Raw genomic sequence first — 23,833 nt, 5'->3', positions numbered from 1 at the left:
GCTAACCTACCTAGCGCAACCCGCCGATCCTACCTCCAAATTCCGTCCCGCGTTACAACCCGAAGCATCCGCCCCAGTCCGTCCCGCGTCCCAGTCAGCCGCCTCAGCAGCGCCGGTGAAGGGGTATTTACGGCTGAGCTCGGAGAGTCGCAAGGGCTTTTTTACAGAAAAATGAATTTTTCTTTGATCGGCCTGTTTTTTTCGCAAATCGCCCTGTTTTCCTACGTTTTGAGCATCAACCCTTGACCCTCCAGTCACTGGAAGCCCTATCTGCAGGGCAGTAAAGCAAAGGAATCATCATGTCCAAGTCGTCAGAATTGAGAATCGAGGTGCAGGGGCTTAACTGTGCGGGCTGTGCCGGTCGCGCTGAACGCGCGCTTTCCGGCGTCACAGGCCTGCGCGATGTCTCAGTCAATTTTGCCAATGGACAGGCACAGATGTTGCTGGATGGGGCACGCGCGACGGATATTGCTAATGCTCTGCGTGCTGCCAATTACCCGGCACGTGAAGAGACAGTCACCCTCACTATAACCGGGCTTAGCTGTGCGTCTTGTGTGAGCCGCGCCGAACGGGCGCTTACGGCCCAGCCCGCCGTGCTCGAGGCTCAGGTCAATCTGGCGAATGAGACCGCCTATGTCCGCTATCTGTCGGGCAGCACCGATGCGCGCACTTTTGCGCGCGCGCTCACCGAAGCGGGCTATCCCGCACGCATCAAAGAGCAGAGCGGCGATGATCAAGCCGCGCGACGTCTGGCAGAGATTGACCATGCACACCGACAGGTCTGGATTGCGGGTCTGCTGACTTTGCCGGTCTTCGCTCTTGAAATGGGTAGCCATGTGATTCCCGGTCTGCATGATCTGATCATGGGGACCATCGGCATGGGTACATCGTGGTCGGTGCAATTCGCCCTGACCACTCTGGTATTGCTCTGGCCCGGACGTCAGTTCTACCGTTTGGGCCTCCCCGCACTGTACAAGGGCGCACCGGATATGAACACGCTCGTCGCGCTTGGCGCTTCGGCGGCTTGGGTCTATTCCGCTGTCGCACTGTTTTTCCCGATGCTGCTTCCAGAGGGAACGCGCGCAGTCTATTTCGAGGCCGCCGCAGTGATCGTGACGCTGATCCTTGCAGGCCGCTGGCTTGAGGCGCGCGCCAAGGGGCGCACGGGCGCCGCGATCCAGCGGCTGATCGGATTGCAGCCCAAGACGGCGCGCGTTGAACGCAAAGGTCAGATTGCAGACCTCCCGATCGAAGACGTGGCCCTTGGGGATCTTGTGCATCTCCGTCCCGGTGAAAAAGTGGCGATTGATGGCGAGGTCATCGAAGGCAGTTCTTATATCGACGAATCCATGATTACGGGCGAGCCGACGCCCGTAGCCAAGGGCCCTGGCGATACGGTCGTGGGTGGAACGATCAACGGCGCTGGCGCGCTCAGCTTTCGCGCGACGGCCGTAGGACGCGACACGGTATTGGCCCGGATCGTCGCCATGGTCGAGGCAGCGCAGGGTGCCAAGCTGCCAGTGCAGGCCTTGGCAGACCGGGTCGTGCGGCTGTTTGTGCCGGCCGTAATCGCGATTGCCCTGCTGGCGATTGCGATCTGGTTGGTCTTTGGCCCGGCCCCGGTCCTGACCAATGCGCTGGTGGCCGGGGTTTCGGTGCTGATCATCGCATGCCCCTGCGCCATGGGGCTAGCGACGCCCACCTCGATCATGGTGGGCACGGGACGGGCTGCAGAACTGGGCATGCTCTTTCGTAAAGGCGAGGCATTGCAACGGTTGGATGATGTACGCGTGATCGCCTTTGACAAGACTGGAACGCTGACGCGCGGCAAACCAGAGGTGACCAAGATCGCCATAACACAGGGGCAGACCGAGGATGACGTGTTGCGCTGCGCCGCTGCGGCACAGGTCAGGTCAGAACACCCCATCGCCCGTGCAATCGAGTCAGAGGCGGCGCGCAGGCACCTGAGCGTGCCAGCAGCTACGGGGTTTCGGGCTATTGCCGGACATGGGCTGATTGCAGAGGTCGAGGGTCGCACTGTGGTCATCGGCGCACTGCGGTTGATGACGCGTGAAGGGATCGAGATCGACGCATTGGCTGGGGCCGCGCAAATTCTTGCAGAGGCAGGGCAAACAGCTATTCACATGGCGATTGATGGACGTCTGGTGGCGATCTTCGGCGTTGCAGATGCGGTCAAACCGACGAGCAAATCTGTCATCGCAGCGTTGCACGCCAAGGGCGTCAGAACCGCCATGATCACCGGGGACAGCAAGGCCACGGCCCAAGCAATCGCCCGCGACCTGGGAATCGATCACGTCGAGGCCGAAATTCTGCCAGATGGCAAGGTTGCGGCGGTGCAGGCATTGCAAGAACGATTTGGCACCCTCGCCTTTGTCGGCGACGGTATCAATGATGCGCCTGCGCTGGCGCAAGCCGATGTGGGCATTGCGGTGGGCACTGGTACCGATGTGGCGATTGAAGCGGCGGATGTGGTGCTGATGTCTGGCGACCTGACTGGCGTTGTAAATGCGCTCGATCTCTCGCATCGTACCCTGCGCAACATCCGGCAAAACCTGTTTTGGGCCTTTGCCTACAATGCTGCGCTGATCCCGGTGGCGGCCGGGGCGCTCTATCCGGCAACAGGGATGATGCTCTCGCCTATGCTGGCGGCGGGGGCAATGGCGCTCTCGTCGGTCTTTGTTCTGTCCAATGCGCTGCGCCTCAAGGGCCTGCGCCCGGTGATGGAGAAGGCAGCATGAATATCTCCGAGGTGTCACAGCAAACCAGTCTTCCGGCCAAGACCATCCGCTACTACGAAGACATCGGGCTTATTCACCCACTGCGGGAGACCAACGGATATCGTGTCTTTCGCGAAAGTGACATTCACAAACTTGCTTTCTTGGGCCGTGCCCGTGCACTAGGCTTTTCTATCGAAGACTGCCGCAAACTCATGGCGCTCTATGAGGATCAGGACCGCGCCAGCGGGGATGTCAAAAAGTTGGCAGAGGAACATCTGGCGCAGATCGAAGACAAGATCGCACAGTTGCAATCCATGCAAGCAACGTTGCGCCATCTGGTGCGGGAATGCGCCGGTGACGCCCGCCCCGATTGCCCGATCCTGCGGGATCTGGCCGAGGGGTGAAACGGCAGAGCGACATCCCGGCAACGCCCATAGGATTTTTGGCAAGAAGAATACGACAGCCGTTTCTTCTCGGGCTCAAACACTCAGATCTTTACTGGCCAAAGGCGAGCCCTTCGCGGCGCGGATCAGCCCCACCAAACAGGCGCGTTCCGCGCTCGATCGCATGCAGACCAGAGGTTAGATCTGTTTCGCGCACGTCAAACCCCATCTCCGCCAGGGGACCAGCCAGCGGCGCGGCTGCGGCTTCCATGTCATAGGGGCCAAAACGATTCACAAGATGCGGAAGGCTGACCGCCTCCTGAACCGTCATACCCCAATCCACCCAAGCGATGATGGCATTCGCCACATAACCAATGATTCGACTGCCGCCCGGACTTCCCAGAATCAGCGCCGGTTGACCATCACGGCGCAAAATCGTCGGTGCCATAGAAGAGCGCGGGCGCTTGCCCGGAGCCACCGCATTGGCAATCGGCACGCCATTCGCATGGGTGGCGAATGAGAAATCAGTCAATTCGTTATTGAGCAGGAACCCCCTGACCAAAAGGCGCGAACCAAAGCCGTTCTCGATGGTCGTGGTCATCGACACCGCGTTGCCATAGGCATCAACGATCGAGATATGCGAGGTCGAAGGCAATTCCAGTGACTGATCATCAGACCAGATGAGCGCGTGTTCGAATTCGGGTTTGCCCGGCACCACCTCTGGCAAGGCATCATCGCCCCGCAAAAGATCAGAGCGGGATTTGAGATATCCGGGCGCAAGCAGTCCTTTGAGCGGCACGGGAACAAAATCGCTATCCGCCAGATAGCGACCCCGGTCAGCAAAGGCGAGACGGCTGGCATCACCAATAAGTCGCCATGCCTCAGGGCTGTTGGGACCGAGCGCCGCCAGATCAAACGGCTGGAGCATCCCCAGAATTTGCCCCAAGGTACTCGCCCCCGACGAGGGCGGGCCCATGCCGCAAACCTCATAGCCACGATACGGCGTGCAAAGGGCGGGGCGCTCCTTGACCCTGTAAATCGCCAGATCAAGCGGGCTAAGCACGCCTGACCTATGCCCCGAGCGTTGGACCCGCTCCGCGATATCTAGCGCCATTTCGCCAGTATAAAACGCCGAGGCTCCATCAGAGGCCAGCAGGCGCATGGTCTCGGCATAGTCCGGATTGCGCAGGGCTTGACCTGCCTTGATCGGCATGCCGCCCGGCAGGAAATAGTCGCGGGTTTCGGTAAAAATCTTTAGGCGGTCAGCATCCTCGGCAACCAGTCCGGCCAAACGTGGGCTAACCGGAAATCCGTCCTCTGCCAATCGGATCGCATCCGCGAACAGCCCCGCCCAATCGGCGCGGCCCCAGCGGGCGTGCGCCTCAGCCAAGAGTGCCGGCGTTCCGGGCGTACCCACGGATCGCCCTCCCACTACCGCATCAAAGAATTGCAGCGGTTGACCGTCCTCATCCTGAAAGAGTCTTGGTGTCGCGGCAAGCGGCGCTGTTTCGCGCCCGTCCAATGTGGTGATCTCTCCTGTCGCGCCATCATGCCAGACCAGAAATGCCCCACCGCCCAGGCCAGAACTTTGTGGCTCAACCAGACCCAGCACCAGTTGCACCGCAACCATCGCGTCCGCAGCGGTGCCGCCCTCCGCCAACACCTTTGCCCCGGCCTCTACTGCCAAAGGGTGCGCAGCGACAATCATCCAGTTTGAGGCAACGGCCGGGAGGCCTGCGTCCTTGGCCGTCTGTGAGGTTGCAAGCATGGGTGGCACTTGCAAGACCCCTGCCCCGGCCCCTTCGGGCGCAACCAAGTCTGCCGCCTGCTGCGCCGGAACCGGACCGCAAAAGATCATCCCCAAAGCCAGAACGAGCGCGCGCATGAAACTCTCTCCCTACAGCGGATCAGTACGCCAGAGCGTCACCTTGAGCCCACCATGCGCCACCGGTGGCCCCGGTGGCAAGAAGGGCAGGCCCGTGGTCTTGGCTAGCCCAGCGTCGCTTGTGACGATGCCAACGCGCCAGCCGCGCATCTCGCGCATGAGCACCTCGCCCAGACTGGCATAGAGGCCAAAGAGCAGCTTGCGATTCCCGATCCGCGCACCATAGGGCGGGTTGATCATCACCAATCCCGGCGGGCCCTCAGGCCGCGTCAGTGCCGAGAGCGGCTGACAGGTGAACTGCGTAATGCTCTCCACCCCGGCACGCATGGCATTCTCGGTCGCCATCCGGACCGCACCTGCGTCACGGTCAAAGCCTAAAAAGCGCAGGGGCGTTTCGCGGGGGCTGACGGGACCGCTCATCGCTGCCCAGACGGCGGGATCAAACCCCACCAGATCCTGGAACGCAAAGGACCGCGCCCGGCCAGGTTTCAAGCCTGCGGCGATTTCTGCCGCCTCAATGGGGAATGTGCCCGAACCGCACATCGGATCGAGCACCGGTTCGCGCCCATCATAACCGCATTGCCGCAAAAAGAGCGCCGCCAAGGTCTCGCGCATTGGGGCCTTGCCCACGGCCTCCTTATAACCACGCCGATGCAGCGGCTCACCCGAAGTATCCAGACTGAAGGTCACCAGATCGTCCTCAATCCGCGCCATAAGACGAAGTGCGGCCTCGTCCTGCACCTGCACGCCAAGCGTCTCGGTGAGTGCCTTGACGATCCTCTCAGTGGCAGCGCCTGCATGATAGATTTTCGACTTGCGACAGGTGACTTCGACACGCAGCGGCACATCCGGGCGCAGATACGCGGCCCAGTCGAACTTGCGCGCACGTTTGTCGAGCTGAGCCAGATGAAACGCACGAAACGATCCGATCCGCGCCAGCACACGTCCTGCCCCGCGCAGCACCAGATTGGCACGCCAGACATCGGGCCATGTGCCCATGAAGCTCACCCCACCGGGCAGGACCGTGACCGGACCAAACCCGTGCTCACGCGCCTCTTCGGCAAGGGCGTCTTCATGCCCGGGCAGGGCGGCGAGGAAGATTTCAAAAGGCTGCGGCTGGCTCATCGCGCCGTCGTAAGGCAAATTACGGCCAAAGGCGAGCGGTCACAGCATCGCCGGAACGACTTGATCAGGTGGTCGGTGACCATCATCAAAGGTCTTGATGTTGATGATCACCTTTTCACCCATCTCAATCCGGCCTTCGACCGTAGCCGACCCCATATGCGGCAGCAGAACCACGTTTTTCAGTTCGCGCAGGCGCGGATTGATTTCGGCACCGTGCTCATAAACATCAAGGCCCGCGCCCGATATCTCTCCGGCCCGCAGCATACGGGTAAGCGCATTCTCGTCGATCACTTCGCCCCGGCTGGTGTTGACGATGACCGCGTCGGGTTTCATCAGCTTCAAACGCCGCGCATTCATCAGGTGAAAGGTCGAGGGGGTGTGAGGGCAATTGATACTGAGCACATCCATCCGCGCAACCATCTGATCAAGGCTTTCCCAATAGGTGGCCTGCAGCGCCTCTTCGATCTCGGGACGCAAGCGGCGTCGGTTGTGATAATGCACCTGCATGCCAAATGCCGCAGCACGCCGCGCCACCGCCTGACCGATCCGTCCCATGCCGAGAATGCCCAGACGTCGCCCGGCAACACGCCCCCCGAGCAAAGCGGTTGGCGACCAGCCTTGCCAGTCGCCCGACTGCATCATCGCCAATCCCTCGGGCAGGCGGCGCGTGACACTCAGAATGAGCGCCATGGTCATGTCAGCGGTGTCATCCGCCGAAACACCCGGCGTATTCGACACCAGAATGCCATGCTGGCGCGCCGTGCCAACATCGATATGGTCTACCCCCGCGCCATAATTGGCGATCAGTTTCAACCGATCCCCGGCCTGTGCGATCAGGCTGGCATCAATCCGGTCCGACAGGGTTGGCACCAACACGTCAGCCTCTTTGACGGCACGGGCCAGCTCCTCTCTGGTCATGGGAACGTCGATCTCGCGCAGACGGACGTCAAACAGTTCGCGCATCCGCGCCTCAACAGGTTCGGGCAAACGTCGCGTAACGACAACACTCAGGCGTGCAGATGGCATGAAGCCCTCCTTAAAACTTTCCTTTCAGGCGCGTTGCTGCCAGAGTGGCTCAGGAAAGAGCGGGGCACAAGAACCCCCATGCAATTTGTCGGGCAGAATTCGAATGACGTCGCTAAAATCAGGCCTTGTGGCCCTTGTTGCGTTGATATGTTTAGGCCCTCTGGCGGCCATCGCCGAAGAGCGTGGACCAGTAACAAACCTGCCCTTGCCACGCTTTGTGTCGATGAAGGCCTCAGAAGGCAATGTGCGCCGTGGCCCCAGTCTGACGCACCGCATCGACTGGATTTTCAAGCGCCGTGACATGCCGCTTGAGATTACCGCCGAACATGGCCACTGGCGGCGGGTGCGCGACAGAGACGGAGTGGGCGGATGGGTGCATTACACGCTCTTGTCAGGCGCGCGCACGGCAAGTGTCGAAATTGAGATGCTGGACCTGCTGGCCAAGCCTGAGCCGAGCGCCCTGATTGTCGCCAGACTGGAACAGGGTGTTATAGCTCGAGTCGAAGAATGCCAGCCCGACTGGTGCGCGGTCTCCGCTGCAGGATATGACGGTTGGGCTCCGAAATCAGCGCTCTGGGGCATCACGGCCGACGAAACATTCGAATGACGCAGCTACAAGGCCGGAAGATTAAGACGCTTTTTCAATTACATAGACTATCAATATGGAATGCCGACGTTTTTTTTGTCAAGCACTCTTGAACCGCGTCAAGGTCCAGAGTAATTAGCGCGTCACGTTGGGGTGTAGCCAAGTGGTAAGGCATCGGTTTTTGGTACCGTGTATCGTAGGTTCGAATCCTACCACCCCAGCCAAGTCCTCCCGATCCTTGATCTGATGAGCCGCTCGGGCTGTGTTCAGCGCGAGAGTGCCCCTTTTTATGCCCCCGCTACCGGGTGGCTCGGGTGGCTCGGGTGATACGGCGTGGGCTCATCCGGCGCGGCGGCCTCAGAGATAGTCCGGCAATTGGGGTTAGTATGGAGAACGCTTCCGGTATTACGGATAAGTAATGGGAAGAGGGGTCAGAGGGTGTCAGGCCAAGAATAGGTAGTTGTTCATGTCCCCCAAAGATGGAAAAAAGACCTAGGACAGAACAGGTGGGATGCTACAAGTCACCATGGCACGCATCGACCCGCACCACTCCCGCCCTTTGGACGTTCACCGCTGGTCCGACCATCCCGAGGTCAATCGGGTGGTGGCGGAGGTGTGGGGCAGTTTGTTTAGCGGACGGCTCTCAGGAAAAAACTAGACGTATCCTTCGCCGCCGCAGTTTCTACAACGCATTGTTTTCGAGCCAAAGCAACCACTGCACCGAGTATATTTCGTATTACCGAATGGGTCGCGTCCCGCAATCACTTCGCCCCTGCCGCCGCAAATCTCGCACGGTAATCGACCGGTCGCATAGCAACGGGTGCATCTTCGCTTGTCAGGTTTACTCTTTAGGCGAGAAGGGTGTTCTTCCATTCCTGATAACTTTCCAAGTTGACCAGTTATATTTTAAGAAAGCATAAATTGGTCCTTCTGTAACGCGAAACTGATTGTTGCTTGTGATCAGATCCGCTGGTTGACTCAAATGCCAATGGTATAGCAGGTTTCAACCGCTGCGGCTTCTGCTGTCCGATTACTGAGTCCTCATCGATTCTCCCCTTCCCCGCCTCGAACATTGCCTGGCACTCCAGAGAGCCACGCGTAGGTTTGAGCCGCCTCACCTCAGCGTAATCTGCCCTTCTCTCCTCGGGCGCTTCATCCCACCCCATCCAGTCGTTGGCGATCGGTAGCGGCTATGCGGTCAGCGAAGTGGCGGAGCGGCTGGGTGTGAGCACCAAGTCGCTTACACATGGAAGGCGAAGTTTGCGAAGCCTGCCAAGGCTCGAGAGGCGGAGGCGGATCTGGCCATCGAGCTACGTCGGGTGAAGAAGGAACTGGCCCGCGTCACAGAGGAGCGCGATATATTAAAAAAGGCCGCAACATACTTCGCGCGAGAGTCCCGTTGAAGTATGGTTTCATTCGGGCTCATCGCTGCGAGTTTTCGGTGACGTCAATGTGCCGCGTGCTGATGGTCCACGTCCGCGGCTTTTACGCATGGCTTAAAGAACCGTTAAGCCAGCGCACGCAGGACGATGAACGGCAGACAGAGTTGATCCGACAGGCTTGGGGCGACAGCGGCAACGTCTATGGCTACCGTACCCTACACGCGACGTCGCAAGGCAGGACATCTGCGAATACATCGAGATGTTCTACAATCCCAAACGCAAACACACGAACAACGGCATGCTGTCGCCCGTTTACTTCGAAGCAAGACAGCAAAACTGGACGAGGCAGGTGTCTAGGAAACTAGGCGCACCTCAGAACATCAAACTTCGGACGCGTTAGATTCAAATCTGCAAGAAGCTTGCTACTGATAGTTGTGAATGGTCCAACACTTTGTTCGTCCCCTACTTCGATTGCTCAAAAAGCAGCTGCACATGCTCAGGTGCCTTCGGTATCACACCCAGAGGATTGAGCGCCTTGATCGAATAATAACCCTGCAGAATATGTTCCATGTCTATAGTTTCACGAATACCGGGGACTTGCAGCATGCGCACGAGATAGGCCGACAACCGCGGGTAGTCCCGGATCGCCCGACGGTTGGTCTTGAAGAGACCGTGATAGGCCGCATCGAACCGGATCAGCGTGACGAAGGTCCTCAGATCAGTTTCCGTCAGCGTGTCACCAATCAGGAAATTGCCGGTCAGCCGGTTTTCGAGTTCGTCGAGCGTCGCGAAGATGCCGTTCATCGCCTCGTCATAGGCGGCCTGCGACGTCGCGAACCCGGCCTTGTAGACGCCGTTGTTCAAGAGATCATAGATGCGCGGGTTGAGCACATCGATCTCCGCCGCATATGCCTTGGGATAGAGCCGAATATCCGACGGCACGAGATGCTCGAAGGCGGTGTCGAGCATGCGCAGTATGTCGGCGCTTTCGTTGTTCACCATCACGTCCCGCTTCATGTCCCAAAGGACCGGCACGGTCGCGCGTCCGGTAAAATGCGGATCGGCGCGGGTGTAGATCTCGTGCATGTAGCGCGCGCCTAACAGCGGGTCCTCGTCCGCGCCGGGAAAGCCGCCAAAACGCCACCCCTGATCGGTCAGGATCGGGTTCACCACCGTCACCTCGATCATCTCCTCAAGGCCCTTCAGCTTGCGCGCGATCAGCGTCCGCGACGCCCATGGGCAAATTAGCGCGACATAAAGCCGGTAACGCCCCGGCTCGGCCTCGAAACCGCCCTCACCTGTCGGGCCCGGACGGCCATCCGGCGTGATCCAACTGCGAAAGCTCGAGACCTGGCGTACGAAGCGCCCCCTCTCGTCCGCCTTTTGAACCGGCTGCCACTTTTCCATCCATTTTCCGTCGACAAGCATGATTCCCTCTCCTCAATTCGCGTGAAAGATGAACGAACGCATCGACACAGATCCAAGATCAATGGCATCGGTCATAAACATCAGGTCGTCGCGCGCATCAGATGCGCCGGCAACAGCAAGCGCGGGCAGGTAGTGATCCACCGTCGGGTGGGCCGCAGAAAGAAGCGCGCCCAGCCCTTCGGCATCCGCAAGCGCGGCGAAATCCCGATCCGTAAGACGGTCAGCAAAAAGCGCATCGAATTCCAGGGCGAAGTCGAGCGGTTGGCCGCCCCGTCGCATTGCACGCAGATTATGGACGACATTGCCCGAACCGAGGATCAGGACGCCACGGTCGCGCAATTCGGACAGTGTTCGACCAACCTCGAGATGGTGACCAAGCCCGCGGCTCATGTCGATCGAGACCTGGAAAACCGGCACATCGGCCTCCGGGTAAAGAAACTTCAAGACGGCCCAAGCCCCGTGGTCGAGCCCCCAGCGGTCATCTTCCTGCGCCCGGTGGCTCTTCAGCAGTGTGACAACGTCCCGTGCGAGGTCAGGCTGGCCGGGTGCCGGGTATTGCTGATCAAACAAGGCCTGGGGAAAGCCGTAGAAGTCGTGGATCGTGCGCGGCATCGCCGAGATGTCAACCAGTGTGGAACCTTGGGTCATCCAATGGGCCGACACCACGAGAATCGCATTGGGGCGCGGGAGACTCTTGCCAAGCGCGGACCAAGAGCGGCTGTAGGCATTATCCTCAATTACATTCATCGGACTGCCATGGCCGAGAAAAACAACCGGTAGCCGGTCAGAGCGTGCGAAGCGGTCACGGACGTTTTGCAGGCTGTGGATTTGCATTATGAGTATCCCGGGTCACACCGGATCGCCACTTGACGATCCGGTCGCTTAAGCTGAGATCAGGCGAACTTGCCGAGGATGCGGTCAAGTACCGGCAGACGTAGTGCATAGGCACCCGCGCCAAGCATCAGGATCACAGTTTGGATAAGTGCCCAGAACAGTGGGAATTCCCAACCACCGCCTGAGTTCGAGAAGGTCCAGCCGTTGCCTAAATGCGCCCAGAGCGACCCAAGCAGGACCGCGATCAACGGGATCGAGACGGCGCGGACGCCTACGCCGAGGATCAGTGCCAGGCCACCACCCAATTCGGCGAGAATGGTCAGATAGGCGAAGAACCCAGGTAAACCGAGGCTTTCGAAGAAGGCCACGGTGCCGGGGATGGTAAATACGCTTACCTTCAGCCAACCATGGGCGAGAAAGGCCACGCCGCTTGTGACCCGAAGGACAAAGGCCGCATAATCCGTGCTGTTAGTTTCAGAATTGGTGGACATGTCAGTCGCTCCTTGGGATTTGGTCACGCCACTTGTCTACACAAGTGACGGATTTTTTCTGATGCCCGCAACCTAAGGCTTGAACACCATCAATAAAATAGAGATGTTATGGAATGACTATCTTCATTTTGTTCTGAATAGAGCTGTGGACCTCCTCGACCAGATCCGCGCCTTCGTCGCCACGGCCCAAACGGGATCGTTCACCGCAGCTGCGGGCCAGATGGGTATCTCGAACCGGTTAACCTCCAAATACGTCGCCGAACTGGAAGCACGTCTCGGCGTTCGCCTGTTCCAGCGCACCACACGCAAGGTTGGCCTGACGCCAGCAGGCGAAAATCTTCTTGCGCGGGCACCCGAACTTCTGGAAAATTTCGACGCCGTCCTGAGCGAGGTTGCCGAGGGATCGAAAGGACTCTCCGGGACACTGCGCGTTTCCGCACCCATCACGTTCGGAGAAATTTACGTTGTGGGCATGCTTGCGCGCTTCGCGGCCGCTCATCCTGCGGTGTTGATCGATCTGAGGCTCAACGATCGGTATCTCGACCTCGCGGCCGAAGGCCTCGATCTGACTTTCCGGCTCGGTCATTTCGACCAGGCCTCACTCAAGGTCCGCCGCCTCGGTGAGTTCCGAAGTGTCCTGGTGGCAAGTCGGGATTATCTTTCGCGACACGGCGCCCCTAAGGCACCGGAAGAGCTCTCAAACCATGCGTGTATTGTTGACACGAACCGACGGAACCCGCGTCGCTGGATGTTTCACAAAGACGGTGTCGAGACGATTGTGAATGTGACTGGTCGTTTTCATGTCAATTCCGCCACCGCCGCCGTGGAACTGGCGGCCGATGGTCTTGGCCTCGCCTACGTGCCAAGTTTCGCCTTGCGTGGCACCCTCAACGACGGCGAACTCGTCACACTCCTCGATGAATACCAATGCGAAAGCGGTTCGGTCGGCGCAGTCTATCTGGAAGGTCGGACCCTGCCTCGCAAGGTTCGCGCACTGATCGATTTCGCTTTGGACGATATTAAGACGGCAAGCCTGATGCAGGGCCTTTGACCAAGAAAAGGCCGCTCGCCATGATCGATGCCCGCTGTTTACCGGATATCTTGTACCAAAGGCCTACAGTGAAGCGCGCCACATTCGGAAGCGGCTTTGTCCAGTCACCTCGCCAATCAGGTCCTGCGCCTCTATCCACGCAAGGTTTCCCCAGGCGGCAGCGCGACGTGCGCCCGTCGATACTTCGGCCATGTTGCCCGTGACCCGCTAGGCTCCAGAGGGGAAACCCCATGCGGGCACGCGTGATTGGGTTTAGATCGGCTGCCAAAGCTATTACGTCCAGCCATCAGGCCCGGACCACCCGTCAGGCGACGAACAACCCATCCAATCCGGGCTAGTATATTTAGATCATCCTGCAGACCTGACAATCGCATGGAAATCCAAAGTGCCAGCCGATCTGGACTCACCCGATCACCCGCAAACCAGCTGAGGTCTGCCGCCTCAATCAGAGCCAGTCTATGCCGACAGCACTCTGGGCCGCGCAGCAATCGTTCATCCAGCGCACCCACACGTCCAGCCACCCTTGCGAGGCACCCAGCCTGAGCCGCTTCCGCTTTTACCCAGTCGTCGATGACCGAGTTATCGGGCGGTTGCCGTGATGCACATCCAGATCGAGGATCGCGACCCGCCGACCTTCAGAGGCCGCCAACTCTGCGGCAAGCGCCGAATTGTTAAGGTGACAGAAGCCGCCCGCAAGGTCGCGCGTGGCGTGATACCCGGGGGGCCGAGCCAGTTGTTTCCGACATGGGTCAAAATCATCAGCCGCACCGCAATTGACGCGAATAGCGCAACAAATTCATAATAAAACCATGATCTATTTGTAATGATAACGCTGCGGTGTTTTTCTTTATGGACTGAATTTTATCTCCTGGCTCTGCAGCAGGGGGTCGTCCTGTGGATTTTAGACCAATAGGAGAACACCATATGACTTTTTCCACAAAGAGATTTTCCACAGCTTTGCTCGCCTCGGCACTTCTGCCCGCAACAACTTGGGCGCAGGGCGTGCCGGTTGAACACTATATCGTCGTTCTGCACCCCGGTTCGGGCGCCCCCGCAGAGGTGGCGCAAGGGACTGCGAACCGCACAGGTGGCCGGGTTGGATACGTTTATAACGAGGCATTGCAGGGGTTCTCGATATCAATTCCGCCGTCGGCAGTCGCCGCACTGGAAAGCAATCCGCGAGTCGCCTTTGTCGAGAAGGACCGCCCCGTGAGCCTTTTCCAGGAGACCTCGCAGGAAATACCAACAGGCATCAAGCGCAGCTTTACCAACGAAGCGGCGCTGGATATCGACGGGACCAATGATTTCGTTGTCGATGTGGATGTAGCCGTGATCGACACGGGCATCGACTATGAACACCCCGACCTGAATGTTGTTGGCGGAACCAATTGTAATCAATCTGAAGCGGGCGGTCCGCCTTGGGCGCGCAGTTATTTCTGCGATGACAGCCTTGGCGGCGATGATGACCATTTCCACGGCACGCATATCGGAGGAACAATAGGTGCCTACGACAACGGAATCGGGGTTGTCGGTATCGCGCCTGGCGCACGTCTATGGGCGGTCAAGGCTCTGGATAGCCAGGGATCCGGTGAGTTGTCAGGGATCATCGCCGGTATCGACTGGGTCGTCGCACACGGTGGCATTGAAGTGATTAACATGAGCCTTGGCGGTGCCGGAACCAGCGCAGCAATGAATACCGCAGTTCAAAATGCCGTTGATGCCGGGGTTACGGTCGTCGTGGCCGCTGGCAACAGCGATGTGGATGCTGCGGGCCATACCCCGGCCAACGCACCCGCAGCAGTCACCGTGTCGGCTTTGGCCGATTTCGATGGTACCCCCGGCGGGTTCGGCGCCCCGACCTGCCGTGTCGATCAGGATGACACGCTCGCAGATTTCAGCAACTGGGGTTCGACAGTAGATATCGCCGCCCCCGGAGTGTGCATCCTGTCGACCTATCCGCTTGAGCAAGGCTCTTATGCATCGATCAGCGGCACCTCGATGGCATCACCGCATGTGGCGGGCGCTGCCGCGCTACTGGCCAGCAACGGCAGCACCCCGGCGCAGATTCGCAGCACGCTGCTGAACACTGCCAATTTCAATTGGGTGGACGACTCGGGCGATGGCCTTCTTGAGCCACTACTGGATATCCGCAACGCAGCCTATACTCCGGCACTGATTGTCAGCGACGGCGCAGTCGGAACGGGCAATGAAGCGCCGCTGGCGGCCTTCACCGCATCTTGCACGGGTCTGGAATGCAGCTTTGCCGATGAATCAACCGACAGTGACGGCAATGTCGTGAGTTGGGAATGGAGCTTTGGCGACGGGGCGAGCTCGACCGAGCAAAGCCCCGTTCATACTTATTCGGGCGATGGCAGCTATGGTGTTGCGCTGACCGTGACCGACGATGGCGGGCTGAGCGCTGAAACCGCAACCACTGTGACGGTCAGCAGCGACAGTACTACCGGAACGCCTGACAGCTGTGACGGACTTGCCGATATGGTTTTCCTGACCGGCAGTTCAGCCAGTCAAGGTTCGACATGGATAGCGACAGTTGATGCCCTTAAATGCGAGGCGGGCGACGTGGCAAATTTCACCATCCAACCGCAGTGGATAAGCAATGGCGGCAGCGCGAGCGGTGATTGTTCAACCGCAACGGGCGAATGCACGTCGACCCTTTCAGGCATGCGCAAGAATGTCGGCTCAGTCACGTTTGAAGCCGATGGCGCGAGCATCGTTATCAACAAGCCCTGATGGGGCGCTACAGGACTGAAATACGCCGGTCCGGAAAACCTGGGCAGGCGTATTTATTCCGGTCGGCTTGTGTTCATGATGTGGCTCTGCACCCCCGATCAACCGACAGCGGCCCCTGTCCGGGCAGGCCGTAGCAGTGTTCAAGCGGGGAGAACCTTGAAAAATCCTATGCTCTGGCGGTCCGGCTGAAAAGTAGCGGGGCCGACCGCGATTGGCGGCAGGCACACATGAAATCACGGCGAGAAATCTGAAGATGGCCCGACTGCAACTCTGCGACGGCCTGACAAGTTTCAATCTCGCTGTTCATTGCGGACAGACCTAAGACCACCGCCCACCGGCTCATTGATCGGCTCACCAGAGAGCGAGAGCAGCTTGGACGGCATTGCCAGAACGTCATAGCCCAGCAACTTGATAGCGATCCAGTTCTCGGGCTTCATCCGGGCCAGCGGCATTTACGCCGTGAGAACAGGTCGGACAACTGACCGCTACGCAAAAAGATCAAAACGACAACGAAAACTCTTGCAAACAGCGACCATCCACAAATGACAATGCCTCTGAAACTTTGGTAATATCCTCATTCATTAGAACGGAGAGACTTTGATGAGCAAACCACAGGCAGAAGGCATCGTTCATATCGACGATGTGCGTTTCAAGGTAACCGAATGGCGCTTTGCCCCCGGTGCGGAAACTGGCTGGCACGTTCATGGTCATGACTACGTCGTCGTGCCGCTGACGGATGGCACGCTGGGTCTGGACAATGCAGGGGGGACGGCACAGACCGCAGCGCTTACACAAGGCGTACCCTATTCTCGTCGCGAGGGCGTGAACCACAACGTCACCAACGCCGGTACCGCGCCGCTCGCTTTCCTCGAAATTGAAGCCGTGGCAGAGGCGTCCGCGCTGCGGCGGCGCGAGGTGCTCGAGCGTTTCATGGCGGCGTGGAATGCACGCGACCTTGATGCGCTGATGGCCTGTATGGCGACGGAATGCGCGTTCAACGCTGCTGCGGGGCCCGAGGCAGAAGGGCACCATGTTTCTGGTCACGATGGCGTGCGCGCCGCCTATGCCACCGTGTTTGACACCTTCCCAGAGGCTGCTTGGACCGCTGGCACCCATCACGTCTTTGGGGATACAGGCCTGTCGGAATGGCGCTTCACCGGCACCGACAAGGCGGGCCAGCGCGTAGATGTACATGGCTGTGACATCTTTCGCTTTGAGGGGGATCTGATCGCCCTAAAGGATACATACCGCAAGGCGCGCAGTGCCTGACGTTTTCGGTTGTCGTGGCGAAAGGGGGCCGCTCAGGCGACGCGGTCATAAAGTCGGCGCGCTTCGGTTTTGAAATGCTAGGTCAGCCAATAAACTGCGGGCGTGCCATTGGCATCGTCCGCAGCAAAGAGGCCTTAATCCAGACGCGGCCAACATCTGTTCCCCGCACCGCGGGGTCATCATCCAGATCTTTCAGATAGCAGATGTTCCCGACCTTCCGGCAATGGCGGTGGAAAGGTTGTGGACCAAGCCCACAGGAAGACCGGGCGAAGTATAGCTAGTACGGCCTTCTGCATTCGCGATCGCATGGATTTCGCATCTGTCAGCAAAATCCAAAGCCCTCGGGCCTGTTTTACAGGTGCGGGCGAGCGGAGTTGTCGAAACCACGAAACGTCTTGGTGCCGTCGTCAAAGAAAGCCTCGACGATTGTCCGCAACCCCGGGGGCGGTTCCCCTCAAATTGAACGCTCGTCTTTATTCGGTCAGGCGAGGTTGAGAAATCTTGCGGACCATCATCGCAGGCAGAGCGCGCTCGATAGCTTGATGATGCCGGTTGGCACTGAATGTTATGCGCTGGACGCAGCAGCAAAGGCAGCCTTCACAGCGTCCAGAAAAATCTCTGCTTCTACCTCTTGCAGCACCAGCGGCGGGCGAATTTTCAGGATGTTGGCCCCAGGGCCAGAGGCGCTGATCAGCACGCCGTTCCGGCGCAGGTGATTTACGACAAAACCCGCCGTGGCGGCGTCTGGTGCGTTGGTTTGTCTGTCGAGCACACATTCCACCGCCAGAAACAGCCCTGCGCCGCGCACCTGCGCGATCGCGGGGTGACAGCGCGCAACCTCTTCGAGCCCCTCTTTCAAAAACGCGCCCACGCGGCTGGCATTCTCCTGCAAACCTTCATCTTGGATCACATCCAAGACGGCCAGTCCGGCTGCGGCGGCGACCGGATTGCCACCAAAGGTGTTGAAATACCGGGCTTTCGCCCCGAACTCCTGCACCAAATCTGGTCTCATCGCTACGCCTGAAACCGGGAAGCCATTGCCCATTGGCTTGCCCATAGTAACCATATCTGGAACCAGATCATGCCTCTGGAAGCCCCAGAAATGATCTCCGGTACGGGCAAATCCCGGCTGGACCTCGTCGGCGATGAAAATCCCGCCTTCCGACCGTATCAGATCGACGGCGGGTTGCAAAAATCCTGCGGGATCCGGGTGCAACCCGTCACTGGAAAAGACGGTATCGACCAGAAACGCCGCTGGTTCGACTCCGTCGGCCCGCATATCGGCAATCGCAAGCGCCAGATCCGCAGCCAATTTCACGCCCTGATCGGCTGCGGGTATGCGCAGCCCGTCGGGCGCATCAATCAGCCGGACACGCGAGCTGCGCGGCACGAAATCACCCAAGGAAGGGGACAATTCCGACACGGCTTCGGTCACCCCGTGATAGGCCAACCGGGTGATGATCACCCCCTGCCGTCCGGTGTAACTGCGTGCAATCCTCAGGGCCAAATCATTCGCCTCAGAACCGGTACAGGTGAACATCACATGCCCGAGCGTATGAGGCATGGTGGCCAGCAACCGTTCGGCATAGGTGACAATGTCTTCGTGCAGATACCGTGTGTGAGAGTTTAGGACACTCATCTGTGCGGAAACCGCCTCGACAACGCGGGGGTGGCAATGGCCGAGCGAGACCACGTTGTTATACGCATCAAGATATTTGCGACCCGCCTTATCCCAAAGCCAGACCCCCTTGCCCCGGACAATGTGCAGCGGTTCCTCATAAAACAGGCGATAGGCGGGGCCCAGCGCCCGCTCGCGCCGCGCGATTAGGGCACGGTCCTGTGGATCAAGCTGCCCGGCGCGGGCCCTGTCATAGGCGTTGATCATGGTCATAACAGTTACTCCGATTGGAGGGCGTCCAGCGCTGCCTGCGTGCCTAGCCGGTCCAGCACCGTCAAGCCAAGCAAAGAGGCGGCGGCGTTGCGCCGGATATAGGCTGTGTTCTCAGGATACCGCTGGGCTCGCCAAGCGCCGATGGCCAGCGTGGTGGCATGGCGAAGACGTATAAGATCAGGCAGCAGCAGGAGCTCCTCTGCCTCCAAAGGCAGATGCGCAGCATAACCCGCAACCAGCCTTGCGACCCCTGCCAGCGGCTCAGGCCCGTCTCCGACATGGTAGGAACAGGCCACGGCCAGATCACAGACCAAAGGCGTGTGCACCATGTCGCCAAAGTCGATCACGCCAGTCAACCGGGTGCCACCGGGCGCATCAACCAACAGGTTGTCCGGGTTGAAATCATTATGCACGACCTGCGCGCGCAAGGCGGGCAGACGCGGGGCGATTTCGGCCTCAAAATGGTCGATCAAACGGGTCAGGCGGCAGCGCAATTCACCATCTTCAATCGCCTGCAACATGGGGCGTAACCTGTGCGCCTGTTTGATGTCCCATTGCAGCACATGCGTGCTGGCCGGATGAGCAAAGCCGCGCAACCCTAGCGTCAGCCGGGCCAGTAGGGCGCCCACCTCACGATGCAGCCCAGAAGCGGATCCCGCCGCCTTGAGCGTTGTGCCTTCGAGAAAACTCAACAGCCGCACGACATGGCTCTGACCATCGGTCAGAATGACGGTCTGCGATGGTGCCCCGTCCCGCGTGGGAAGGATATGCGGAACCGGGAGCGTAGAATCGACGCGGGCCAGATGCATCAACGCAGCCGTTTGCATGTCGGTCACGCCACGATCCTCAACCGCGTTGGTGATCTTCAGGAGCACGGACGGACCGGTGCGCGGCACAATCCGGAAATTCGCATCCTTTTCCGCTCTGAGCCTCTCTATATCGCCAGTGACGCCAAAAATATTGCGCGCCAGTTCTGCTGCCTCCGCCGGATTGATGGCGGGCGCAGCATGGTCAAGCAGGTCTGGCTGGTCGCCGCACTGGGCACGAGTCGGTCTTTGCATTACTGTTCCAATGGCTCTACACCGCACCACTCAGCGATAAACAGCGCCATGGCCTGCGTAATCCGCTGGACCGAGGACAGGCTGACACATTCGTCGATGCCATGAATATTCCGCGAAACGGGCCCATAACAGAGCGCGGGTATCTTATTGTATAACGCATAAACGCGCGTATCGAGATAACCCGCCGTCATAAAGGACTTGAGGGGCGCGCCGATAGCAGCTTCATGGGCCCGTCCCAGCACCGCTTCAGCCTCGCTTCCCGGCTCCAGCACATAGCCTTCGGCATAAAACCCATTGAACACCACCTGCGGCGGGTTGTTGGACAAAAAGGCATCATTCTGGGCGAATGCCGCTACTCGCTCGCGGATTTCGCACGCCGCGTCCTCGGCGCTGCGGCCCGGATATATCGAAACCCGGCAGTCGATGGTGCACCAGCTGGGCACTGACGAGGCCCAATCGCCCCCCTCGATCTTGCCGATATTCAGGTTGATCGGATGCTCTTCCTGTTCGAAATACGGATGATTGGCCTTATCGGCGTTCCAATCGGCCTCCATTTCGCGCAGGGCTCCCATGACGCGTGTCACGCTGTCAATGGCGTTCGCGCCTTCGCCCATCTCGCGCACATGCACGGGCACTCCACGCACTTGGACCTGAAACCACAGCACGCCGATATTCGCACGCACCAGCATTTCATCTTCGGGTTCGGGAATCAGTACCGCATCGGCGCTGTACCCCTGAAGATAGGTCTGCAATGCGCCATTACCGGTACTTTCCTCTTCGACCACCGATTGCACATAAACCGTAGCCGCCGGTTGCAGCCCCGCCCGACGCAGAGCATCGAGCGCAAAAATGTTGGCCGCCGCGCCCGCCTTCATGTCAGCCGCACCGCGACCATACATCCAGTCGCCCTCGACCTTGCCTGAAAAGGGTGGATCGGACCACATCTCATGCAGGCCCTCGGGCACAACATCGAGATGCGATTGCAGAATCAGCGACCGACCCTTTTCCTCGCGAGGGCGGTAGATGCCCACGACTATGGGCGCGTCGGAGTGATCATCGGAAAATTTCGACCCTCCCTCATGCGCCGAGATTGCCTCACGGTCCATATTGAAGCGGTCCATGGCAAAACCCCGCGCCTGCAATTCGCAAAAAACGAAATCCTGGACGGGGTGTTCGTGCCCGCGCAGCGAAGGCATTTGGACCAGTTTCTGTGTAAAGGTGATCTGATCGTCAAACCCGTCACTGACGGCTTTCAGGATGCGGTCGCGCAAGGCGGCATCAAGAGGCATTACATTTCCTTTCACATAAAGGCTCAGATCATCGCTTCGATCAGGTAGGGGCCAGGTTCGGCCATCGCATTGCGCAGGGTGCGCATGAAATCCTCGGCGTTTTCCACCCGGCAGCCCGGCACGCCCATTCCTTTGGCAAGCGCTACGAAATCCAGATCAGGGCGATTAAGGTTGAGCATGCTCAGCGCATCAGCCCCTGGCTGAGCGCCGACATTGTACAATTCGCCTTTGAGAATTTCATAAGCGCGATTGGCGAGGATTACGGTGGTGACATTCAGGCCTTCTCGCGCCTGCGTCCAAAGACCCTGCAATGTATACATGGCAGAGCCATCGGCCTGAAGTGTCACCACCGGCCGGTCGGGACAGGCAATCGAAGCACCCGCCGCCAGAGGAATGCCAATGCCGATGGACCCGCCGGTCAGCGCCAGCCAGGAATTGGGCGCGGCGGCATCACCATACGGAAAGATTAATCCGCTGGAGGATACGCCTTCATCTATGACAATCGCCCCCTCGGGCAGCGTGTTGGCCAGAACGGCGCCGATAATTTCTGGGGTCAGCGCCCCCCCCTGCGGCACTGGGGGTGGGGTTGTGTCGCGCGGGCCTCCGGGCCGGGCGCCAATCCGGTCGGCCAATGCGGCGAGCGCACCGGGGCCATCGCCGTCGAACCCTGCCAGAGTTGTGGTCTGGCAAGTGTCCGGCAGCAGCAGGCTGGGCTTGCCCGGATAGGCAAAAAAGGCCACCGGCGGCTGCGCTTCCACGAGAATGGCGCGGGAATAGGGGCTGAGCATGTCGAGCGCGGCGTTGATCGGATACGGGATTTTAGTCACCGCCACGCGCCCGTGCCCGCGCTCCATCCGCCGATTCGAGGTAGGGGCGAGGATGTCCGCCCCGGTTTTCTCGGCGATCCCTTGAAGTTGGGCCAGCGCCCGCACATCCTCCAGCACCGAGAGGCCTGCGATGATCACCGTCCTCTCGCCACTTTCCAACGCGGCGACGGCGGCATTCAGTGCATCCTCATCCAGCGGAGCAGGGCCAGACGGCGCAACCGGCCCGGCCATCCGCCCACCTTCATCCCAACCGATATCGGCGGGAGCGATCAGCGTTGCAACCTGTCCCGGCTTGCCCTTGGCCACGGCCAGCGCTTCCATCGCATCGGCGGCAAAGCTTCCCGCATCCCGGCCAGATCGCACCCAGTCGCTGAACGGCGCGCATGCGCCTTCCACATCCGCTGAGAGCGGCGCATCATATTGCTGATGACGCAAGGCATGATCGCCCACGAGGTTTAGCATTGGCACCCGCGCCTTGCGCGCGTTGTGCAGGTTGGCGGCGGCATTGGCGAATCCGGGGGCAAGATGCAGCAATGTCACCGCTGGCTTTCCGGCCATGCGCGCATAGCCATCAGCGGCGCCGGTCACCACACCTTCGAACAGGCCCAACACGCAATGCATCAACTTGGTGCGATCCAGCGCATCAACGAACTGCATCTCGGACGTGCCGGGATTGGCAAAACAGACGTCTACGCCTTCTGCATGCAGGCTGCGCACGACACTTTCGGCACCGTTCATCTCGGCAGGATGGTCTTTCATTTTACGGCCTCGCGGAAAGTGGTGAGAAAACTGCGTGCATTATCGGCCAGAGATGGCCCCAGATAGCCGCCCTCCTGCACCAGCACGGTCGGCAGGTTTAAGGCCGCCAGACGACGGGCCATTTCGGAAAACCCGTCCGGGTATACCGCCACAGCAGCCAGCGGATCGTCGGCCGCCATATCAAAGCCCAGCGAGACCACCAGCGCTTCGGCACCAAAGCTGCGTATAGCGGCAAGCCCCTTGTCGAGTGCGTCCATCACATCTGCCTCACTTGCACCATGCTGCAAAAGAATGTTGAGCGATGCCCCCTCACCTTCGCCCTCGCCGATTTCGTCCTCATGGCCAAGATAGAAGGTGGGATAGGTCTTGGGATCGGGATGCAGCGAGCAAAAGAAAATATCACCCCGCTCGTACAGGATATCGAGCGAGCCGTTGCCGGTGTGCACATCCACGTCAATGAGCGCCACCTTGCGGAATCTGCGGGTCAGGTGTTGCGCGGCAATGCATGCATTGTTGAAAAAGCAGAACCCGTTGGCGCAGTCGCGCATGGCGTGATGACCCGGCGGACGGCACAGCGCATAGGACGCGCGCGCACCTGAAAGCACCTCCTCGGCGGCCTCAATGGCAGTCTGAGCCGACCAATAGGCCGCCTCCCATGTGCCTGCGGTCAACGGGGTCGATGTGTCGGTCATCCACCAGCCAAGCTGGCCGTGAATATCCTTTGGCTCCTGTCCCCGCCGTCGGCCCGGATGGGCAGTGGGGATGGCCAGCGCATCTGCCCCTGCATCGGCCACGAATCGCGTGTAAGCGTCAGGCAGGAAATCAACGTAGTCAGGATTGTGCACAGCCTTGATCGGCCCCAACCCGTGATCGCGCGGTTCGATGATGGGAAATCCTTCACCGATCAGCATATCGCGCAATAATTCGGCGCGGCGGGGCTGTTCCTGATGCGGCATCGCCGCGCCGCGCCGAAAATAGATTTCGGGCGCATGGCCAAGCTGGCGCATATCGAAAAAGGCTTTCATGGTCAGACCTTTCGTAACATCAACGGATGACG

General features: G+C 59.5%; 20 protein-coding genes, 1 tRNA gene and 2 pseudogenes. 9 read left to right on the top strand and 14 right to left on the bottom strand.

Features of this window, described 5'->3' with window-relative positions:
* The 3 genes from ACN0SW_RS15620 to cueR form a co-directional block, all read left to right on the top strand.
* Positions 1–246: hypothetical protein (locus ACN0SW_RS15620; protein ID WP_417728855.1), on the top strand; the 246-nt coding region annotated here is incomplete at its 5' end.
* Between the two features lie 53 nt (positions 247–299).
* Complete coding sequence (locus tag ACN0SW_RS15615; RefSeq protein ID WP_417728854.1) at positions 300–2,759, top strand: heavy metal translocating P-type ATPase; 2,460 nt, start codon at positions 300–302, stop codon at positions 2,757–2,759.
* Positions 2,756–3,142 carry a Cu(I)-responsive transcriptional regulator gene (cueR, locus tag ACN0SW_RS15610; RefSeq protein ID WP_417728853.1) on the top strand — a complete coding sequence of 129 codons (387 nt, stop codon included), beginning with the start codon at positions 2,756–2,758 and terminating at the stop codon, positions 3,140–3,142. Before ACN0SW_RS15615 ends, cueR begins: the two co-directional genes overlap by 4 nt.
* Positions 3,143–3,233: 91 nt before the next feature.
* On the opposite strand, the gene ggt is transcribed toward cueR, so the two are convergent.
* Genes ggt through ACN0SW_RS15595 form a run of 3 tightly spaced genes read right to left on the bottom strand, consistent with a single transcriptional unit; the run spans position 3,234 to position 7,157 of the window.
* Positions 3,234–5,006, bottom strand: a complete 1,773-nt coding sequence (ggt, locus tag ACN0SW_RS15605) for a gamma-glutamyltransferase (RefSeq protein WP_417728852.1) — start codon at positions 5,004–5,006, stop codon at positions 3,234–3,236.
* 12 nt (positions 5,007–5,018) lie between these two features.
* Positions 5,019–6,131: a THUMP domain-containing class I SAM-dependent RNA methyltransferase gene (locus tag ACN0SW_RS15600; protein ID WP_417728851.1), complete on the bottom strand. Its 1,113-nt coding sequence runs from the start codon at positions 6,129–6,131 to the stop codon at positions 5,019–5,021.
* A 39-nt stretch (positions 6,132–6,170) separates the two neighbouring features.
* Positions 6,171–7,157 carry a 2-hydroxyacid dehydrogenase gene (locus tag ACN0SW_RS15595; protein ID WP_417728850.1) on the bottom strand — a complete coding sequence of 329 codons (987 nt, stop codon included), beginning with the start codon at positions 7,155–7,157 and terminating at the stop codon, positions 6,171–6,173.
* 103 nt (positions 7,158–7,260) lie between these two features.
* Between ACN0SW_RS15595 and ACN0SW_RS15590 the strand changes: the two genes are divergently transcribed.
* From ACN0SW_RS15590 to ACN0SW_RS15580, 3 genes and pseudogenes are all read left to right on the top strand, one after another.
* Positions 7,261–7,764 carry an SH3 domain-containing protein gene (locus tag ACN0SW_RS15590; protein WP_417728849.1) on the top strand — a complete coding sequence of 168 codons (504 nt, stop codon included), beginning with the start codon at positions 7,261–7,263 and terminating at the stop codon, positions 7,762–7,764.
* 128 nt (positions 7,765–7,892) lie between these two features.
* Positions 7,893–7,967 (top strand) — tRNA-Gln (locus ACN0SW_RS15585).
* 940 nt (positions 7,968–8,907) lie between these two features.
* A pseudogene (locus tag ACN0SW_RS15580) lies at positions 8,908–9,525 on the top strand (transposase).
* Between the two features lie 62 nt (positions 9,526–9,587).
* On the opposite strand, the gene ACN0SW_RS15575 reads toward ACN0SW_RS15580, so the two are convergent.
* The 3 genes from ACN0SW_RS15575 to ACN0SW_RS15565 are packed head-to-tail and all read right to left on the bottom strand — an operon-like array spanning position 9,588 to position 11,878.
* A complete protein-coding gene (locus ACN0SW_RS15575; protein ID WP_417728848.1) occupies positions 9,588–10,553 on the bottom strand; it encodes a glutathione S-transferase family protein in 966 nt (321 codons plus the stop codon).
* A 12-nt stretch (positions 10,554–10,565) separates the two neighbouring features.
* Positions 10,566–11,387: a 4,5-DOPA dioxygenase extradiol gene (gene ygiD, locus ACN0SW_RS15570; protein ID WP_417728847.1), complete on the bottom strand. Its 822-nt coding sequence runs from the start codon at positions 11,385–11,387 to the stop codon at positions 10,566–10,568.
* 59 nt (positions 11,388–11,446) lie between these two features.
* Positions 11,447–11,878 carry a DoxX family protein gene (locus ACN0SW_RS15565; RefSeq protein ID WP_417728846.1) on the bottom strand — a complete coding sequence of 144 codons (432 nt, stop codon included), beginning with the start codon at positions 11,876–11,878 and terminating at the stop codon, positions 11,447–11,449.
* Between the two features lie 145 nt (positions 11,879–12,023).
* Here ACN0SW_RS15565 and ACN0SW_RS15560 point away from each other — a divergent pair, with 145 nt between their 5' ends.
* Positions 12,024–12,929, top strand: a complete 906-nt coding sequence (locus ACN0SW_RS15560; protein ID WP_417728859.1) for a LysR substrate-binding domain-containing protein — start codon at positions 12,024–12,026, stop codon at positions 12,927–12,929.
* Between the two features lie 151 nt (positions 12,930–13,080).
* Here ACN0SW_RS15560 and ACN0SW_RS15555 read toward each other — a convergent pair.
* Positions 13,081–13,513, bottom strand: a pseudogene (locus ACN0SW_RS15555) (hypothetical protein); the annotation flags it as partial.
* Positions 13,486–13,662 carry a hypothetical protein gene (locus tag ACN0SW_RS15550; RefSeq protein ID WP_417728858.1) on the bottom strand — a complete coding sequence of 59 codons (177 nt, stop codon included), beginning with the start codon at positions 13,660–13,662 and terminating at the stop codon, positions 13,486–13,488. The pseudogene ACN0SW_RS15555 and the gene ACN0SW_RS15550, both read right to left, overlap by 28 nt.
* 191 nt (positions 13,663–13,853) lie before the next feature.
* On the opposite strand from ACN0SW_RS15550, the gene ACN0SW_RS15545 reads away from it, so the two are divergent.
* The gene (locus ACN0SW_RS15545; RefSeq protein WP_417728845.1) at positions 13,854–15,680 is read left to right on the top strand and encodes a S8 family serine peptidase; all 1,827 of its coding nucleotides are present in this window, start codon (positions 13,854–13,856) and stop codon (positions 15,678–15,680) included.
* Positions 15,681–15,970: 290 nt separating this feature from the next.
* On the opposite strand, the gene ACN0SW_RS15540 is transcribed toward ACN0SW_RS15545, so the two are convergent.
* Positions 15,971–16,132 (bottom strand): hypothetical protein, encoded by a 162-nt coding sequence (locus ACN0SW_RS15540; protein ID WP_417728844.1) that lies wholly within the window; start codon positions 16,130–16,132, stop codon positions 15,971–15,973.
* Between the two features lie 148 nt (positions 16,133–16,280).
* Between ACN0SW_RS15540 and ACN0SW_RS15535 the strand changes: the two genes are divergently transcribed.
* Positions 16,281–16,949, top strand: coding sequence for a nuclear transport factor 2 family protein (locus ACN0SW_RS15535; protein ID WP_417728843.1), 669 nt, complete (start codon positions 16,281–16,283; stop codon positions 16,947–16,949).
* A gap of 565 nt (positions 16,950–17,514) precedes the next feature.
* On the opposite strand, the gene ACN0SW_RS15530 is transcribed toward ACN0SW_RS15535, so the two are convergent.
* Genes ACN0SW_RS15530 through ACN0SW_RS15510 form a run of 5 tightly spaced genes read right to left on the bottom strand, consistent with a single transcriptional unit; the run spans position 17,515 to position 23,801 of the window.
* Positions 17,515–18,840 (bottom strand): aspartate aminotransferase family protein, encoded by a 1,326-nt coding sequence (locus ACN0SW_RS15530; protein WP_417728842.1) that lies wholly within the window; start codon positions 18,838–18,840, stop codon positions 17,515–17,517.
* Positions 18,841–18,845: 5 nt separating this feature from the next.
* A complete protein-coding gene (locus ACN0SW_RS15525) occupies positions 18,846–19,901 on the bottom strand; it encodes a phosphotransferase (protein WP_417728841.1) in 1,056 nt (351 codons plus the stop codon).
* Positions 19,901–21,190 carry an ArgE/DapE family deacylase gene (locus tag ACN0SW_RS15520; protein ID WP_417728840.1) on the bottom strand — a complete coding sequence of 430 codons (1,290 nt, stop codon included), beginning with the start codon at positions 21,188–21,190 and terminating at the stop codon, positions 19,901–19,903. Before ACN0SW_RS15520 ends, ACN0SW_RS15525 begins: the two co-directional genes overlap by 1 nt.
* A 23-nt stretch (positions 21,191–21,213) precedes the next feature.
* A complete protein-coding gene (locus ACN0SW_RS15515) occupies positions 21,214–22,776 on the bottom strand; it encodes an acetolactate synthase large subunit (RefSeq protein ID WP_417728839.1) in 1,563 nt (520 codons plus the stop codon).
* Positions 22,773–23,801 (bottom strand): histone deacetylase family protein, encoded by a 1,029-nt coding sequence (locus tag ACN0SW_RS15510; RefSeq protein WP_417728838.1) that lies wholly within the window; start codon positions 23,799–23,801, stop codon positions 22,773–22,775. Before ACN0SW_RS15510 ends, ACN0SW_RS15515 begins: the two co-directional genes overlap by 4 nt.
* Positions 23,802–23,833 lie beyond the last annotated feature (32 nt).

The organism is Roseovarius sp., from assembly GCF_048262375.1.
Taxonomy (GTDB): Bacteria; Pseudomonadota; Alphaproteobacteria; order Rhodobacterales; family Rhodobacteraceae; genus Roseovarius.
The sequence above is the reverse complement of the archived record's forward strand: the minus strand, read 5'-3'. Positions and strand labels throughout refer to the sequence as shown.

Coding starts and splice junctions, on each gene's coding strand:
- ggt (WP_417728852.1), bottom strand. CDS start 5,006: ATGCGCGCGCTCGTTCTGGCTTTGGGGATGATCTTTTGCGGTCCGGTT.
- ACN0SW_RS15545 (WP_417728845.1), top strand. CDS start 13,854: ATGACTTTTTCCACAAAGAGATTTTCCACAGCTTTGCTCGCCTCGGCA.
- ACN0SW_RS15575 (WP_417728848.1), bottom strand. CDS start 10,553: ATGCTTGTCGACGGAAAATGGATGGAAAAGTGGCAGCCGGTTCAAAAG.
- ACN0SW_RS15600 (WP_417728851.1), bottom strand. CDS start 6,131: ATGAGCCAGCCGCAGCCTTTTGAAATCTTCCTCGCCGCCCTGCCCGGG.
- ACN0SW_RS15510 (WP_417728838.1), bottom strand. CDS start 23,801: ATGAAAGCCTTTTTCGATATGCGCCAGCTTGGCCATGCGCCCGAAATC.
- ACN0SW_RS15535 (WP_417728843.1), top strand. CDS start 16,281: ATGAGCAAACCACAGGCAGAAGGCATCGTTCATATCGACGATGTGCGT.
- cueR (WP_417728853.1), top strand. CDS start 2,756: ATGAATATCTCCGAGGTGTCACAGCAAACCAGTCTTCCGGCCAAGACC.
- ACN0SW_RS15520 (WP_417728840.1), bottom strand. CDS start 21,190: ATGCCTCTTGATGCCGCCTTGCGCGACCGCATCCTGAAAGCCGTCAGT.
- ACN0SW_RS15590 (WP_417728849.1), top strand. CDS start 7,261: ATGACGTCGCTAAAATCAGGCCTTGTGGCCCTTGTTGCGTTGATATGT.
- ACN0SW_RS15565 (WP_417728846.1), bottom strand. CDS start 11,878: ATGTCCACCAATTCTGAAACTAACAGCACGGATTATGCGGCCTTTGTC.
- ACN0SW_RS15515 (WP_417728839.1), bottom strand. CDS start 22,776: ATGAAAGACCATCCTGCCGAGATGAACGGTGCCGAAAGTGTCGTGCGC.
- ACN0SW_RS15530 (WP_417728842.1), bottom strand. CDS start 18,840: ATGACCATGATCAACGCCTATGACAGGGCCCGCGCCGGGCAGCTTGAT.
- ygiD (WP_417728847.1), bottom strand. CDS start 11,387: ATGCAAATCCACAGCCTGCAAAACGTCCGTGACCGCTTCGCACGCTCT.
- ACN0SW_RS15540 (WP_417728844.1), bottom strand. CDS start 16,132: ATGCCGCTGGCCCGGATGAAGCCCGAGAACTGGATCGCTATCAAGTTG.
- ACN0SW_RS15525 (WP_417728841.1), bottom strand. CDS start 19,901: ATGCAAAGACCGACTCGTGCCCAGTGCGGCGACCAGCCAGACCTGCTT.
- ACN0SW_RS15595 (WP_417728850.1), bottom strand. CDS start 7,157: ATGCCATCTGCACGCCTGAGTGTTGTCGTTACGCGACGTTTGCCCGAA.
- ACN0SW_RS15615 (WP_417728854.1), top strand. CDS start 300: ATGTCCAAGTCGTCAGAATTGAGAATCGAGGTGCAGGGGCTTAACTGT.